The following is a 16342-nucleotide window of genomic DNA, read 5'->3' as shown; positions in this document are numbered from 1 at the left end:
GAGAAATTAACCCTTCAGACACACCACTCAACACAAAGACCGGTCCAAAAACTCAGGCCGGTCTTTTGCTTAACCAGACACCCCTCTGGTTATACGTGTCGCGGGATGGAGCAGCCCGGTAGCTCGTCAGGCTCATAACCTGAAGGTCGTCAGTTCAAATCTGGCTCCCGCACCCAAACTTCCAGTAAATACAATGCATTAGAGGCCTCCTTCGGGAGGCCTTTCTGCGTTTGTGGCTCAAATCCACCTAGCACGCGTCTAGCACAAAGTTTGACGAACTGACGCGAAGGTGTCATCGTCTCTCCTGTGACGCGAGTGGAGGGGTAAAGCGCATGGCCAGCCACGAGATTTTGGGCGGTAAGGTTCATCTGTATCGGCGTACTGGTCGCACCTGGCATTGCTCTGCCAGCATCAACGGCGTGCAGCATCGGTCCAGCACCAGGGAGGAGGACATCGTCCCCGCTAAGGAGATTGCCGAGGACTGGTACATAAATCTGCGCGGCATGTCGCGGGCCGGTCTGATCAGGAAGAAAGAGATCAGCTTCGATAAGGTGGCGGATCAGTTCGAGCTGGAATACGAGGTCATAACGGAGGGCCAGAGGAGCCCTCGCTGGGTTGAGGGCCACAAGCACCGTCTGAGGCTGCATCTGCGCCCCTTCTTCGGGAAACTGGGTATCTCAGAGTGTGGAACGGCGTCCACCCCGGGACATCCTCATCCTATTTTAACCGCCTGATTTGCAACAGTAAACTCTGGAATGCCGCGGGTTCCGATCGGCGCCGACCGGGGCCCGGCATTCCAAATATCTCATCGAAATCAGATGATTATTGAAATTGCCGTGGTCCCACTTTTGGCGCCGATCTACACCTTTGATTTTGTTAAGCCGAATGGTTAGCACAAAAAGTGCCAAAAAACCTGACGGCTTTACATGGCGCTGGCGGCGTCCGTCGAAGGTCGCCCCGGGGCGCCACCATCGGTAATTTGGGAAAGGGAGGGAGCGATGTGGCGAACAGTCGCGGGGAAGGGCGCGCGTTTCGTCTTCGATTAGGACAGCATTCTCCCTCGCGTGACGCGTCCTGTTGTCGGTCTCGGCGCCCTTACCGCGCAGCCAGGCCTCGGGGCACTTGGTCGCTGTTACTTCGTTCAACTGCTCCGCCCGAGAGGCAAGCACAGCCACGGTCGACTTAGCGGTCGTGGGCCAGATCCCAGCTCTTCCAGCATCAATATCGTAGGAATCATAGAAGCGGCGTTCCAATTTCATAGCCAAGGTTTCTGTAACCTGACTCGCGCTTTTGGGCCATTCTCGACAACACCGACTCGTTGCGGTCTCGATAATCATAGATGCGAACGTTGGTCTTCCCGGCGTACAGCCGGTGCAGCCGCCCGACATATTGAGCGAGTGTGCCGCGCCACGAAATTGGCATCGTCAAGAAAAGCGTGTCGAGGCGAGGATCGTCGAAACCCTCTCCGAGATAACGGCCGGTGGCCATGATGATGCGCTCTTCAGAAGGTGCTATTTCAGCGAGCTTCGCCGTTATTGCACGATGTTGCCGGATGCCCATGCCGCCGTGCAGCACGATAACATTGCGGGCGAATTTCCCAAGGCGTTCGGCCATCTGAAGCAGATGGTCCTTGCGTTCCGTGATGACGACCGGACTGCGCCCGTTCTCTAATGCCTCCAGGATGTCATTGAATATGAGATCATTTCGTCCCTGGTCGGCCGCAAGCTGTTTGTAGAGCTCCTGGATCGACAGCTTTTCTTCAGGCGCGGCTCGTTCGGCCCTAAATGTCGTATTTCGGAAAGTGACCTGGTGACTGAACGGGCGCAGAGCCGCCTGCGACTTTGCATCTACTCGGTGGCGGATGGGGCCACACTGCATGAATATGATGGGATGGTGGCCGTCCTTTCGAGCGACGGTCGCTGACAGCCCAACGACGTAACGGGCCTTAGCTTCGCGCAATAGCGCTTCGAAGCTTACCGCGGAAAGGTGGTGGCATTCGTCGACGATGACCTGGCCATAGTCAGCAATGTGATCGGCAACGACGCCATTCCTGACCAAGCTCTGCATCACGGCAATGTCGATCCTTCCGGTCGGCTTTTTCTTGCCGCCATGAATGACGCCGATCTGCTCTCCGGGCGCATCGAGGAAGGTTTTCAGCCGGGCGACCCATTGGTCCAGCAACTGGCGTCGATGCACGAGAATGAGCGTGTTTGTCCCGCGCGCAGCTATGAGGCTTGCGGCAACGACTGTCTTGCCGAATGCCGTGGTTGCAGCGAGCACGCCCGTGTCATTGGCCAACAGTGCTTTGGCAGCCCTGGTCTGTTCGTCTGTCAGATTTCCAACAAACGCGGTCGAGATCGGGGCACCGAGGTTTCGCTCATCCCTCACGTCCACCCGGACGCCTACGGTAGCAAGGAGACCGAGAACCTCGTCAAGGCATCCTCGCGGAAGCGCGATGTGCTTTGGGAAGAGTTCGGCGCAGGAAATGATCCGAGGCTTGCCAAAGGTCGGAAGACGCATCGCCTGAGCTGTGTAGAATTCCGGGTTCTGGAATGCGGCGATTCGGATCAGTCGATGGACCAGATTGGAAGGAAGGTCATCTCTTGGGATGAAGACCTGGCTGCCGAGCACGATTGTTATGCTCTGGGGCAGGGGGCCTGTGATGACCTCGCCCTTCAACCGACGCGACGGGAGCATCGTCCACGGTGTTTCTTCATCATCGACAGGGAGACTGACGCCCAGAATGTCTCCGGTTGACGCCGCCGCACCGACGAGTTGGCCCACGTGGGTCTCGTCCATGCGCTCGATTGTAGACAGGTAGGCCCACTGGTCGGCATACGGCCTGAAGGTCTCGTCGATGAAGAGGCTGTTTCCGTTTTCACGTGCCAGGTGCTGAAGTGGCAAAGCGATCAGATTGCCAAAGCCGCCCGTCGGCATCGTATCCTGATTGGGGAAGAGACGGTCGTAGGATTCAAAGCTCAGATCGGGATAGGCCTTCATTGTAGCGGTAATGAGCAGCGAGCCGAGACGTCGCGCCTCAACCGAAGAAATAGGCGCCGAAAAGAATATCCAGGCGTGGGCACCGTTTCCTGACCTCGACCGCTCAACGGCCACCGGAACGCCGAGATCTGTGGCCGTGTGGCGGAAGGCAGCCACGTCGGCTTGCCAGGTCCGTTTGTCGAAATCCACAGCCAGAAACCAGCAGGTTTCATCGGGGAGCATGGGATATACGCCTGCGACAAAGGCGTCCGATTTGCCAGCGGGCTTCCCTGTCAGATGTCGCAATGCTGCCACGTCATCAAAGGCTTTGAAGGCTTGATTAGGACAGTCCCCGCATTTGACACGGGGTTTGTCGCAGATCCCTTTGGCCCATTCATTGTGACAGGCCGGAGAATAGCCTGACTTGCCTGTTTTAGGATTGTCCCACCGTTGAGCGTAAACATCCGTCCGGCCACCAAACAGGCTGCGAAACAGTGCAAGCTTATCGGCTGTTTTAGAGTTCATCGAAACTGCAGGGGCCTGCAGGGTATGTGCTGGCGTGACCGCACGGAGGCGGAGAGTTTCAATTTCTTCGACCAGGTGAGCCCGCGCCGTATCGATCTCGGTCAATGCCTTCTCAAGTTTGGCAAGGCGCTGTTCGAGTTCCTCGGCCGACATGGCTATTAAATCCCGCGGCTTTTGCGCAAGGTCTTTGCCCAGAACACCGATAATGGCAGGGCAAACAATCGGTCACCGAGGCTGAGCGGTTGAGATCCCAGGTAAATAATAATGCCGGTCGTCTTCCAGCTTTTGCCGGGCCCCTCGGACATGAACCACTTCAGGTTTTTAAGGTCCGCCGGCGTGATCGTGGTAGATGCCTTGATCTCAAAGGCGACGAGCTCTCGTCCTGTTTCAAGCAGGATATCCACTTCGCGGCCAGCGTCGCCACGCCAATGCCATGGCCGCCATTCGGAATCCGCGTAAGGAAGGTTCTTGATTAATTCGCTGAAGACCCAAGTTTCCAGGAGGCCGCCCAACGCCGCCGGATGGGCGTCAGCCGCAAAGCTATCGGCGCCCAGGTTGCGTAGGGCGGAGGCAATCCCAGTATCTAGCATATGAATTTTGGGGTGACGGATATCGCGGCGTACCTCCCCAGATGCCCAGGCGGCCAGGCGCTTAACCAGGGATAGCCGTTCAAGGACATCGCAATATTGATCCGCCGTTTGGCGCTGAATACCGACATTTGAGCAAAGCTCTTGCATGTTCAGCTCATTTGCGGTTCGCACGGCTAATTGATCGATCGTGCGTCGCAGGGCGTCTGTTTTGCGGACTTTTAAAATATCGGCGACGTCGCGATCGACGATACTGTCAATATAGGCGCGGTACCGGCGCTGCCGTGCGCGCTCGCCGAGCGGTCGGATTTCAGGGTAACCGCCCTTTGTTAGGAGATCGATCGCCTCAGTGCGCGTGAATTTAGGCAGGTCTGGCAAGCTAGCGAGGTCGGCGGAATGCTGCGCCCAGTCCAAGAGAGCGGTCGGGGCTTCACGGTAGATTTCCGCAGCCGATAACGGGTGTAGCACGAGCGTTTGGACGCGTCCGGCGAGCGAATCCATGACCTCGGCACTCGAAAATATATTCGATGACCCCGTGAGCAGTATTTGGCCCATGCGGCGATGCAGATCGACATGGGCTTTGATTGCCAGGGCGAGGCGTTTTGACCGTTGCGCCTCATCGATGATCAGGGGAGTGGCGCCTTCGGCAATCAGGGCTTCGAGTTGGCCGTGCGGATCAATCTCGAATGCGGTAAGGGTCGCTTCGTGATCTAGCGTCACGAAGCGGCCACGCCCATAGAGTTCGCGCACGAGTGTGGTCTTGCCGGCCTGACGGGGGCCAATGACGTTGACGACGCGGGCCGATTGCAAAGCCTCTGTTAGTATCGACGTCATATGCCGGGGGAAAAGATCGTTGTCCATTATCTCGTGAGGATTCATTGAAACGTGCGGTTTGTATATTCCGCTTAATGCGGAATGTACATTAGATAGTGTGCGAAACGATCATTAGGGATGGCTTGCACGTTTGAAAATAGTTCTTTGCGCACTCGCGCACAATAGCTGCCAGCGCCCACTTCGCATTGGGTAGGAAAATGCCGAGTGCCGGGTAACGGTATTGGCGGTGTCATGGATGGCTTGACCCAGCACGCTCGTATGGGCGGTGGCCTTTAGTATAACCAGCTAAACTCATGACGAATGGGCTGAGCATCTCATGATTTTAGCACACAAGTTAGCACACTTATTAGTCAGGTTTCTAAATTTTTATTATATTCAATATAATATACGACTTTTCGGCAGGCTCATAACCTGAAGGTCGTCAGTTCAAATCTGGCTCCCGCACCCAAACTCACCAAAAGCCCGCCTCAAAATGGCGGGCTTTCGTGCGTCTGGCGCTTGGATTTATAAAAAAGCCAACCTCCCGACGGACTTCATCATCGTTAAGGCACCCGCCGAAGAAGGCCATGTTTTTGTCTTCAGGCAGAGACCGTTTTGAGGAAATCATCGATGGTCTGGACGAGTGTTTCCTTTTCCGCCTCCAGTTCCTGAGTGCTTTGACCCACGCGGGTGGCAGAGTGTTTGGTGCGTTCGACCGACTGTGCCATCATCTGTACGCTTTGTTGGGCATTGGCGGTGCAGCCCGCAGCTCTCGTGACATTGACGGCGATTTCCTGTGTCGCGCGGCTTTGTTCCTCGACCGCTGCCGATATGGCGACGGTAAAGTGCTGGACTTCATCCATCTTGCCGGTGATGGCCTTAATAGACTCAACCGCCGTTCGGGTTTCAGACTGAATTTCAGCAATCTGCGCCGAAATATCCTGTGTGGCCCGGCTCGTCTGGTCCGCCAGCGCCTTGACTTCGGTGGCGACCACGGCGAACCCTTTGCCCGCCTCTCCGGCTCTTGCCGCTTCGATCGTGGCGTTGAGCGCCAGCAGATTGGTCTGTGAAGCGATGTTCTGGATCAGATTAACAACGTCCCCAATGCGTTCCGAAGATTGCGCCAGACGATCGATTTTGGCCTGACTTTCCGCGCTGACCCGTGTGGTGTCCTGCACGACGGTTTGAGACATCGAAATCTTCTCGCTTATGTCGGCGATAGAAGCCGCCAGTTCCTCGGAGGCGGCGGCCACGATCTGTACATTATCTGTGGCTTCCAGCGTGGCGGCGGAGGCGCTTTGCGATTGCTCGGCTGTCTGAGCCGAGATGTCTTCGAGCGTCGCACTGACGTCCTGCATACCACGGGTGCTGTGGTGCAGGGCCGACAGGGCCTTGTCTATGCGGTCCTTGAAAGTCTGGATCGCCTTTTCCAGATTTTCACGACGCGTGCGCCGTTCGATGCGGCCGGCTTCGGCGCCGACCTCATTCTCTTCGCGCTCAATTTGTGCCAGACGAAAGCTGTCTATGGCGCGGGCAATCGCGCCGATTTCGTTCTGCTTATGTGTGTGTGCAATTCGTTGATCGAGTACGCCACTGGCTATGCGGCGTAGCTGGTCACTGAAATCGCTTAGTGGACGGATGATGAACCGCAGTACAAACCACAGGCCGCCGGCAACCAGAAGCGTGAGCAGAGCCCCTGCGAACAGCATGTAAAGCTGTGAGGTTTGTGCGTTACGCACACTGGTGTTGCTGGCGGTCTGCGCAAATTTCGAAATGGACTGGTTTTGCGTTTCGATTAGGCCCAGAACGGTATCGAGGGCCTCGTACTCCGCCTTTGCTGTCCCGTCAAATGTGCCCATGAAAGCGTTACCTGCGGCGGTACCGTCTTTGACATAGGCATCGGCCATAGCCTGACCGGTCTGATAGTAGGCGGGAAACCTCTCTTCCACTACCTCCAGTGCGGTCTTGATTTCACTCAGTTTGAGCGTGTCCGCCAGCGCCTTTGCATGGGTGATCTGTTCTTTGAATTCCGCCGCGTTTTTGGCCGCTTCACCGGGGCCGTCGTCGAGTCCGTCCAGTCCGCGTGTCGCAGACACATCCGTCAGGAACTGCTGAACCTGAACAATATGGACCTGAATTTGCTTGGCGGTCAGGGAGAGTTCACCCATCAATGCCCTGCGGTGGTTGGCTTCCTGCGCCGTGCGCGCCAGATGGATCTCGTGCTGTAACGAAAAGAACAAAAGGGCGCAGAACAATCCCAGGCTGCCGATGAGCAGGGCTCCGGCAATCTTTATCTGTGACGACAGTAAACGCAAACCGCTCTCCCCATGGTTGATAAGTCATTGTTATCTGGTTTGTTTTTAAGCGGATGCGGTAAATTGGGGATTAAATCGTTTTCAAAGAATGGTGTGCGGACTTGTGGCCACGGCCTCAACACAAAGGCCCACCTTCGCAGGCGGGCCTTATGGGGTGGCGGTGTGTGTGTCAGACGACTACACCCGCGTCAGGCGTTTGATCACGCGGTCGCGGCCCATGGCGGCCATGACCTCATGCAGGTCGGGCGTTTGCGGCTGGCCCAGAAGCAGGACGCGGAAGATCTTCGCCACGTCGGCGACCGTGCCTTTGTAGAGTTCGGGGTTACGCTTGTAATCGCCGGCCTTTTCGGCAAAGCCGCGGTCGCGGGCAATGGTCTTGACCTTATCGAACCACGCCTCCTTGCTGTCGGCTTCGTCATAGACGCCCATGAAGTCGCTCACGATCTCACGCACCTCTTCGGCGGTGCGATGGCCCAGAACGCTCAGCGCGTCTTCGGCCGTGGAGGTAAATTCGGAGTCGAAGAAGGGGGCCATCAGGGCCCTGGCGTCCTGCCATTTGGCGATGTCCTTGCGCGCGTTCGGGCCGCCGCGCTCGATCGACAGGATGGCGGTGGCGTAGGCCTTGTCGGCCTCGAGAACCGCCGCAAAGGGGGCGTCGTGCTGTTTGGCCCATTCGACGATCTGCGCATAGACCTCGTCGGCGCTCAGGCGGGCCACGATGTCGCGGCTGATATTATCGAGTTTGGTGAAGTCGAACAGCGGTCCGTTGCTCTTGGCCAGACGCTCGAACGACAGCGGGAAGCTGCGGTAATCGGCGGTGGGGTTTTCCTTGCGCCAGTCTTCGAAATTGGAGTTGGCCAGGTTGAGCAGGTATTCGATCAGGGCAGCGGGGGGATAGCCGTGATCCATGAAGTAGATGACGCTGGCTTCCGGGTCCTTGCGCTTGCTCAGCTTGCGCTTGGACGACCCGTCCAGCTTGTTGATCGGCGCGATATGGGCATAGGTCGGCGGCGTCCAGCCCAGCGACTGGAACAGTTGCAGGTGCGTCGGCAGCGAGGCCAGCCACTCATCGCCGCGGATGACGTGGGTGGTGCGCATCAGGTGGTCATCGACGGCGTGGGCGAGGTGATAGGTCGGCAGGCGGTCGGACTTCATGATGACGATGTCCTGATCGCTTTCCGGGAAGGTGCGCTCACCGAAGATCAGATCGGTGACGGCGACCTTTTCGGCTGGATTGCCGGGCGAGCGGAAGCGGATCACATAGGGCTTGCCCGCCTTAAGGGCCTCAAGCGCCTCTTCCAGCGACTTGTGACGCCAGATGGCCCAGTCGCCGTAGTAACCGGGGGCGACGCTGCGCAGCTGCTGGCGCGTGCGCAGTTCGTCCAGTTCTTCGGGCGAGCAGAAGCAGGGATAGGCCTTGCCCTGCTGCATCAGGTGGCGGACATAGGCCTGATAGAGGCTCATGCGGGCGCTTTGGGTATAGGGGGCATAGGCACCGTGTTCGACGCCCTGAACGTCGCGGCCTTCGTTTACGACGACGCCGAAGTGCGCAAAGGCGCTGGAGATGAAGTCCGTGGCGCCTTCGACCTCGCGCTTCTTGTCGGTGTCTTCGATGCGCAGGAAGAAGACGCCGCCGCTTTGTTGCGCGAAGCGTTCCGAGAGTAGGCCGACATAGAGGGTGCCAATGTGCATCATGCCCGTCGGGCTGGGGCCGACGCGGGTGACCATGGCCCCTTGCGGCAGGTCGCGCGGGGGGTAACGGGCTTCCAGCTCAGCCGGGGTCGGCAGGGCGTCCGGGAAGATCAGGTCGATCACTTCGGACAATAGCTCGGCATGGGGGGCAGGGGTCATGGGGTTCTAAAAATCAAGAGGCGTAAAAAAGGGTTCGGGTAGTTACATCACATTCGACAGGATGGCTACCCGTGGCAGGGATGCGGGCAACAGCCATGCAGAGATTTTTGAAGGAGAAGGTGGTGGTTGGAGGCGGGATCGAACCGCCGACCTGCGGGTTATGAATCCGCCGCTCTAACCATCTGAGCTACCCAACCAGCCGGGTTTCCTCAGGCGGACAAAGGTCCACGCCTTGGGAAGGCGCCCGCTATATCCAAATTGAGCCGGGGGTTCAAGTGCGCTTTTTCAGTTTTCAGGCTGAAATGAGTTGATAAGGCTTTTGAGGCGCGCGCGACCGGCGATCAGCCCATAGGTTTCCAGCGCATGAGCTTGAGCCTGAAAAGCGCGGTCGAGGATGGGTAGCCAGTCCTGCAGGATGGCCTCAAGGGCATCGGCCAGCGCTTGCGGGTCTTCGGGCGGGATCAGGGTGGCCAGTTCGCCGTCCTGAAGGATATGGCGAGGCCCGTCGATGCGGGTGGAGACGATGGGGACGCCGGCGGCCATGGCTTCGGCGACCACCAGACCGAAGGGCTCAACGCGCGACGACAGGACGAACAGGTCGAGCGACGCCACAAACTCATCTGCCGGTTCGATCCAGCCCAGAAGGGTAGCGCGGTCTTCCAGCTTCAGTTCGGTGATCAGCGCCTCCAGCGCCGCCTCTTCCGGGCCGTCTCCGGCGATGAGCAAGGAGACCTCAGTGCCGCGGTCGCGCAGAAGACCTGCGGCGCGGATCAGCACGTCAAAGCCTTTGTTGACATGCAGCCGCCCCAGCGAGCCGATACGCGGCGCATCGAGGGGAAAGGTCTTGACCGGGTGCATGACCAGCGGCGTGAAGTTTTCCAGAAGGTGCGTGTCCAGACGCGGATAGCGCGCGGAAATGGCGGCCTGAACGGCGGGTGACACGGCGATGGCGGCGCGCAGTTTGGTCAGGCCCGGCTTGAAGCGGAAATTGTGCACCACCCCCAGAGTCTGACGCCCCAGCCCCGCCAGCGGGTGCCCGGCCAGAGCGATGGCGCGGTTGCCGTGGGCTATGATCAGGTCGGCCTGAAAGCGTTTGGCCAGCGCTTTCAGGCGCAGCGCCGCCAGCGGGTCACCGGTAAAGCCGCTGTTGAGGCGGGCGAACTGTGCGGGTTTGAGCTTTTCGGCCAGCACGCCTTTGGCGTGACCGATGCTCAGCACCTCAAACCCTTCGGCCACCAGCGCCTCGTGATAGCGCACGGCCATGCTTTCCAGCCCGCCGCGTCCCCTGGCCAGCATCAGATTGACAATACGCATGAGTGGCTCCCTTTGCCCCGGTGTACTCCGGTGTGTGTGCCACGAAAAGGCCTCGCGCCCGAAAGGGACGGTTTTCTCGTCCCACAGACGGTCAGTCAGCGGAATAAGGGTGGATTTTTTTGCACAATGCGCTTTTATGGAAATGACTTTTCACAAAATGCAGGCGAGGGGGCAAAGGTGTCCGCTGATATCGACGAACTGGATGCGCGGATACTGACTCTGGTGCAGGAAGATGCCAACCTGTCGGTGGCGGAGATTGCCGAGAAGGTCAATCTGTCGCCCTCACCTTGCTGGCGGCGTCTGAAACGGCTGGAAGACATAGGCGTCATCCGCAAGCGCGTGACGCTGCTGGAGCCCGACCAACTGGGGCTGGGTTTTGAGGTCTATGCGGCGGTCAAGCTGTCTTTGCCGTCGCGCGAAAACCTCGAAGCCTTTGAGGCGCGGCTGGCCGAATGGCCGGAAATCGTCTCCTGCGCCACGGTGACCGGGCGTGAAGACTATATGCTGCGTATCGTGACGCGCGACATGCACGCCTATGACGACTTCATGCGCGACAAATTATTGGCCTCTGACCTCGTTTCCGCCATAGAAAGCCGTATCGTCATCCGCTCGGTGAAAACCACGACCGCCTTGCCGTTGAAACTTGTCGTCTCCGGAGCAGACGGTTAGGCTTTCGTCGGGTTGAATGGATGAGAGAGGACCGGATGAAGACGTCCCTGATCGCGTTGGCGGTATTGGCCGCGGTAATGGCGGGCCCCGCCGCCGCGCAAAAGATTGACCCGGCCTCTGACCTTGGCCGCTTTCATGCCCTGCGCGCCGAAGGCATGGCCGCCTTGCAGAAGGATGATCGGCAAACCGCGCTCGACCGCCTGACGCAGGCGGGAGAGATTTTGCCGGATTCGCCGTCGGTCCTGCTGCTGAAGGCGCAGGCGGCTTTGGAGCTGAAGCGCAAACCGGCGGCGCGGGCGGCGCTGATCGACTATCTGAAGCGGGGTCTGGTGCTCGATCTGGGGCGTTATCCGGAATTCAACGCGATCTGGGACGCCGATCTGGAATCGCTTCAGGCTGCCAATACGGCGCGCATCGGCAGCCTGAAGACGCTCAATCGCCTGACCGGCCTCACTCTGGTCGAAGGGGTGGCAGTGCTTGACGACGGGACGCTTCTGGCCACCAGCCTGCGCAACGGCGTCGTCGGGCCGCTCACCGACGCGGGCATAGACAAGCGCCTGTCGTTGCGGGCCGGTGTGGCCGCCAATGCCATCGCGGTCAGGGACGGCGTTCTGTGGGCCTCGACCTCGGCATCGCGTCAGACCGTGGGCTATGCGCCCGATGCCAAAATTGTCTCCAAGCTGATCAAGGTCGATCTGGCCACCGGCAAGATACTGGCGCAGTTCGAAGACAAGCGGCCGGACCGCCGGCTGGCCGACCTGCATGTCGGCAAGGAAGACCTCTATGTGTCCGATGGCAATACCGGTGAAGTGCTGCGCCTGACCGGCTATCAGGGCAAGCTACAGGTGCTAATCCCCGAAGGCTATCTCGGCTCACCGCAGGGGCTTGTGGAGAATGCTGACGCCAGCGCGCTGATCGTCGCCGACTATGCGTCGGGGCTTTACCGCGTCGATCTGGGCAAGGGGACCCTGACGCGGCTGGTTGCGCCTGCGGGGGCGGCACTGCTGGGGATTGACGGACTATATCGCTACGGCAATGATCTGATTGCCATACAAAACGGCTTTAAACCCAACCGCATCCTGCGCCTGCGGATGAGTGCCGACTGGAGCGCGGTGGAAAAGGCCGAGGTCCTGCTGCGCGGGCACCCCGACCTTGAGGAACCGAGCGGCGGTCAGGTGATCGGTGACCGCTTCGTCTTTGTGGCGCGCAGTCAGTGGTCGGAGTTTGACGATAAGGGCAATATCCGCCGCGATACCCCGGCTCCGGTGGTCATCGGCGAAATCCCGCTCAAGCCGTAAATCCGGACAAAGGACGTGCAACACGTCCCTGTACGGAACACAAAGCGTTAACCGCGTTACGTCGGATGCGCGAAAAATTCAATTGTCTCAATCCCGTGTTTGGTTAACGAAAGGTCTTTACCGCCGTTAACCTTTGTGGCAGTGGTTGGCACCGTTCCTGCTTGGAAGCAGGACACGCAGCCCATCCTGTACCCATACGGGATAACAGCGCTGCACAGAGGCGGAGACGAGGATGCGGGCACTGGCAGTCGCGATGGTGGGTATGATGTTAGCGGGTACCGCGGGTGCCGCCGATCTGCGCACCGATGTGTCCAAGGCCCCCTTTAACGGTCTGTCCACTTCGCTCAAGGGCGACTTTGACGGCGATGGCCGTATCGACGACGTGGTCTTCAGCGCCGAAGAGGGCGACCGTCAGGCCGTCTATATGCGTCTCGGTCGTGGCGAAGAGGTCAAGGTCATCAGCCTGGATGCGCGTCTGGCCGCGCAGGTGCAGCGTGCCCCGGCGGCGACCTATGCCGTCGATTGCGGCAGCTTTGCCGACCACTGCAATGGCAATATCGAAACGCACACCGACGGTCTGATCCTGTCTCTCGATGACGGCGTAACGGTACTGGTGCATTGGAACGGGCAAGCCTTCGATCAGGACTTTGTCCACAGCGATGAGGTGCGTTTAAGTCGCGCCGTGGCGACCCTGTTTGCCTTTAATCCGTAAGCAAAAACAATGCTCTGGTGCCTAAATACCGGCACGCTTGAGATAGTCCCGTTTTTTAGATTTAATCGCATTCTCAGGCCTCCGTTAGCCCTGAATTTTAGGTTTTCATCAACCCACTGTCCGTAAGCCTTGGACATGGGGTGTGGCGACGTCATGGCTGATGTCGCACAGAAGAAAAGACACATATTATGGGACGATCGGCTGACTATTCCGGCGAAAGGTGCGCCATTGCGGCGGCCATAGACATCGTCGGAGAACCGTGGACCCTGCTCATCGTGCGCAATGCCTTTCTGGGGCACAGCCGCTTTGAGCAATGGCAAAAGAGCCTGGGCGTGGCGCGCAATGTGCTGGCGGCGCGGTTAAAGCGTCTGGTGGCGCTGGGCCTGATGCAGGCCGTGGTGTATTCCGAACGCCCGCTGCGCCACGAATATGTGCTGACCGAAAAGGGGCGCAGCCTCAAGGGCGTGCTGGTGTCGCTCTATGGCTGGGGGCGTCAGCACGTCTATGATGACGACGATGGCCCCTTCTTTGAGCTGGTCCACGACGACTGCAAGGGCCTCTTTATCACCCAGCCCAAATGCGAGGCCTGCGGTGAAATGATCGACGAACACAGCGTGCTGAAGGCGCGCGAGGACGGCCGGGGTATGACCCTGTCGGAACTCTATGCCCGCAAAGGGATCGCTGTGGATTAGAGCGATGTGCGGAAACGGAGTTCGGCGAAGCCAAAAGTGTGAGCGGTTTTCCGCAAAAACATCGCGACAAAACAAAAATTTAGAGCGAAATGGCGATTTCGCTTAAGTCATTTCGCTCTACACCGCAAACTCTATGGCGCGGGTGCGTTCAATAAAGCCGCCCCCTAGCACGCGGTCCTCGTCCGCCGGATCATAGAGGACGCAGGCCTGACCGGGGGCGACGCCTTCTTCCGAAGCGTCAAATACCACCTCGACCTGACCCTCATGCAGGTTAAGCCGCGCCGGGACCGGCGGGCGGGTCGAACGCACGCGCGCCAGCACCGGCAGTTGGGCGGCGGCGGCGGTTTCCAGCGTCTCTTGATCGCCCAGCCAGTTGGTTTCCTTCATGACGAGGGCAGCCGTGTTCAGCGCTTCACGCGGGCCGACGATAACCCGGCGCGTCTCGGCATCGAGCTTGATGACAAACAAGGGCTCGCCCACGGCGATATTGAGCCCGCGCCGCTGACCAATCGTATAGCCGGTAATGCCCTGATGCCGCCCCAGAACGCGCCCGTCGAGGTGCACGATGTCACCCGCCTCGCGGCCCTGCGGGCGCAGCCGGTCGATCAGGGTGGTGTACTTGCCTTCCGGCACAAAGCAGATGTCCTGCGAATCCGGCTTGGCGGCGACGTTGAGCCCCATCTGACGGGCAATGTCGCGCACCTGCGGCTTGGGGATATCGGCCAGCGGAAAGCGCAGGAAATCGAGCTGTTCGCGCGTGGTAGCGAACAGGAAATAGGACTGGTCGCGGTTGCGATCGACGGCGCGGCGCAGTTCGGCGCGGTTGCCTGTATCGCGGCGTTCGACATAGTGGCCGGTGGCCATGGCCTCAGCCCCCAGATCGCGGGCGACGTCCAGCAGGTCGCGGAACTTGACCGTCTGGTTGCAGCGGATGCACGGCACCGGGGTTTCGCCGCGCAGATAGGAGTCGGCAAACTCCTCGATCACTGAGTCCTTGAAGCGGCTCTCATAGTCCAGCACGTAGTGGGCAATACCGATCTTTTCGGCGGCGATGCGGGCGTCGTGGATGTCCTGCCCGGCACAGCAGGCGCCGGTCTTTTTCAGCGCCTGTCCGTGGTCGTAAAGCTGAAGCGTGACGCCAATCACCTCATAGCCAGCGGCATGCAAAAGGGCGGCGGCGACCGACGAATCCACCCCGCCTGACATGGCCGCGACGACGCGCGCGCCTTGCGGCAGGCCGACGCTGTGGCGCACGCGCGCAATCGCTTCGCCCAGATCGGCGGTATCAAAAACAGGCACAGGGCAGGCAGGTACAGACGCGGTCATGGCTCGCTAAATAAGGCTTTTGCCACCAAAAGAGTAGGGGGCGGTGCAACTATTTGAGCGGAATGATTATAGAAATCATTCCGCTCAAAACAGAAGGCCCCGCCGGAAGACGGGGCCTTTTTGCTTTCATCCCGAATGGGCGGCTCAGGCGCGGGTGCGAAGGCTTTGGGGCGACGATCCGGCGGGAGGGCGTCCCGGGTTTTCATCTCAAGGCCTTCAGACCCAAGCGTGAACGGCGCAACATTCAGATGGCCCCGCGCGGGGTCTTTGGACGTGGCTAACCACGTCCTTATAATAGACCCTGCGGCCTTGTGGATAAATTCACAAAGCGGTGAGCGCGCCTATCTCAGCAGGTCGAGCAGGGACACCGACTTGAGATTTGCCACCACCTGCGACGCCGCCTGCACCGTCAGGTCCGCCTGTTCCAGCTTGGTATAGGCGTCGGCCATGTTGATATCGGTCTTGTTCGAGATGAGATTGCTCAGGCTGCTTTCCTGACCCTCCAGCGATTTCAGGGTATTTTCGACGCGATTCTGGAACGTACCGTTGAGCGCCGTATGGTCCACCATCTTGGTATAGGCGGCATTCATGCGTGTCGCGAAGCCCTGAAGCGTGGCCTGCTGCGCATCGGTCATCGTGCCCTGCATGGGGGCATTGGCATCGATAAAGGCCTTCATTTCGCGAAAGAGGGTGACGCCTTCGTCGCCAATTTCGCTGGCCAGCATACCGGTTTGCAGGGTGGTGGTGGCATCGATCTTTGAGGCTTTTTTCACGCTGCCGTTCTTGAAGGTATCGGCTACAGCGGTCGCGGCCAGATCATTCAGCGAAGTGGCCGCCAGCGGGGCTTCGCCCTCATTGCCGCCGCCGAACAGGTAGGTACCCTGATGTTTGTAGTTCAGGCCGTCGGCAAAGGCCATATAGCTCGATTGCAGCACGGTGGTCAGCCCATCCAGCGACTTACTGGCGATGGCGTCCATGAGGCCATCCTTACCGGTGGCAATGCCGTCGCTGGCGCGTTCCAGCGCGACATTCTGGCTGTCGAGGCGGTCAGACACGCTTTGCGCCACCTGGCTGTAGCCGGTAATGCGTTCCAGCGATGACTGATAAGCGGCGATGATTTCCGCCCCGCGGCCATAGCCGGCGTAGTCGGTCGCCACCTTTTGCGTCGATAGCTGATTATTGGCCTCGTCCTTGCGGATTTGCGCCTGCATGAGGTTCGACAGGGCATTGCCCCACATCTGACCGGTAGAGATACGCATGT

12 protein-coding genes and 2 tRNA genes are annotated in these 16342 nt (G+C 59.2%); 6 read left to right on the top strand and 8 right to left on the bottom strand.

Going from position 1 to position 16342, the window contains the following annotated elements; translation table 11 throughout:
* Nucleotides 1-99 precede the first annotated feature (99 nt).
* A tRNA-Met gene (locus ACK8OE_RS14575) sits at nucleotides 100-176 on the top strand.
* A 156-nt stretch (nucleotides 177-332) separates the two neighbouring features.
* A complete protein-coding gene (locus tag ACK8OE_RS14570) occupies nucleotides 333-734 on the top strand; it encodes a hypothetical protein (RefSeq protein ID WP_410273114.1) in 402 nt (133 codons plus the stop codon).
* Nucleotides 735-1233: 499 nt separating this feature from the next.
* Here ACK8OE_RS14570 and ACK8OE_RS14565 read toward each other — a convergent pair whose 3' ends face one another.
* The 6 genes from ACK8OE_RS14565 to ACK8OE_RS14540 all read right to left on the bottom strand — a co-directional run bounded on the left by ACK8OE_RS14565 (nucleotide 1234) and on the right by ACK8OE_RS14540 (nucleotide 10384).
* Nucleotides 1234-3657, bottom strand: coding sequence for a TOTE conflict system archaeo-eukaryotic primase domain-containing protein (locus tag ACK8OE_RS14565; protein WP_410273113.1), 2424 nt, complete (start codon nucleotides 3655-3657; stop codon nucleotides 1234-1236).
* Nucleotides 3658-3662: 5 nt separating this feature from the next.
* Nucleotides 3663-4952, bottom strand: coding sequence for an ATP-binding protein (locus ACK8OE_RS14560; RefSeq protein ID WP_410273112.1), 1290 nt, complete (start codon nucleotides 4950-4952; stop codon nucleotides 3663-3665).
* Nucleotides 4953-5503: 551 nt separating this feature from the next.
* The gene (locus ACK8OE_RS14555; RefSeq protein WP_410273111.1) at nucleotides 5504-7219 is read right to left on the bottom strand and encodes a methyl-accepting chemotaxis protein; all 1716 of its coding nucleotides are present in this window, start codon (nucleotides 7217-7219) and stop codon (nucleotides 5504-5506) included.
* Between the two features lie 177 nt (nucleotides 7220-7396).
* On the bottom strand, nucleotides 7397-9070 hold the full coding sequence (gene gltX, locus ACK8OE_RS14550; RefSeq protein ID WP_410273110.1) for a glutamate--tRNA ligase: 1674 nt from the start codon (nucleotides 9068-9070) through the stop codon (nucleotides 7397-7399).
* A 120-nt stretch (nucleotides 9071-9190) separates the two neighbouring features.
* Nucleotides 9191-9267 (bottom strand) — tRNA-Met (locus ACK8OE_RS14545).
* Between the two features lie 88 nt (nucleotides 9268-9355).
* The gene (locus tag ACK8OE_RS14540; protein WP_410273109.1) at nucleotides 9356-10384 is read right to left on the bottom strand and encodes a glycosyltransferase; all 1029 of its coding nucleotides are present in this window, start codon (nucleotides 10382-10384) and stop codon (nucleotides 9356-9358) included.
* 177 nt (nucleotides 10385-10561) lie between these two features.
* On the opposite strand from ACK8OE_RS14540, the gene ACK8OE_RS14535 reads away from it, so the two are divergent.
* The 4 genes from ACK8OE_RS14535 (at nucleotide 10562) to ACK8OE_RS14520 (ending at nucleotide 13755) form a co-directional block, all read left to right on the top strand.
* On the top strand, nucleotides 10562-11053 hold the full coding sequence (locus ACK8OE_RS14535) for an Lrp/AsnC family transcriptional regulator (protein ID WP_410273108.1): 492 nt from the start codon (nucleotides 10562-10564) through the stop codon (nucleotides 11051-11053).
* A 35-nt stretch (nucleotides 11054-11088) separates the two neighbouring features.
* Nucleotides 11089-12351: an SMP-30/gluconolactonase/LRE family protein gene (locus ACK8OE_RS14530; protein ID WP_410273107.1), complete on the top strand. Its 1263-nt coding sequence runs from the start codon at nucleotides 11089-11091 to the stop codon at nucleotides 12349-12351.
* Between the two features lie 232 nt (nucleotides 12352-12583).
* Entirely contained in the window at nucleotides 12584-13063 is a 480-nt protein-coding gene (locus ACK8OE_RS14525) for a hypothetical protein (protein ID WP_410273106.1), read from the top strand.
* Between the two features lie 188 nt (nucleotides 13064-13251).
* Nucleotides 13252-13755, top strand: coding sequence for a winged helix-turn-helix transcriptional regulator (locus tag ACK8OE_RS14520; RefSeq protein WP_410273105.1), 504 nt, complete (start codon nucleotides 13252-13254; stop codon nucleotides 13753-13755).
* 117 nt (nucleotides 13756-13872) lie between these two features.
* On the opposite strand, the gene mnmA is transcribed toward ACK8OE_RS14520, so the two are convergent.
* Complete coding sequence (mnmA, locus tag ACK8OE_RS14515; protein WP_410273104.1) at nucleotides 13873-15081, bottom strand: tRNA 2-thiouridine(34) synthase MnmA; 1209 nt, start codon at nucleotides 15079-15081, stop codon at nucleotides 13873-13875.
* A gap of 341 nt (nucleotides 15082-15422) precedes the next feature.
* Nucleotides 15423-16340: a flagellin gene (locus ACK8OE_RS14510; protein ID WP_410273103.1), complete on the bottom strand. Its 918-nt coding sequence runs from the start codon at nucleotides 16338-16340 to the stop codon at nucleotides 15423-15425.
* Nucleotides 16341-16342 lie beyond the last annotated feature (2 nt).

It is taken from the genome of Asticcacaulis sp. W401b, from assembly GCF_046503825.1.
In the GTDB taxonomy this organism is placed as follows: domain Bacteria; phylum Pseudomonadota; class Alphaproteobacteria; order Caulobacterales; family Caulobacteraceae; genus Asticcacaulis.
This window is presented reverse-complemented; position numbering and strand designations above follow the sequence as displayed.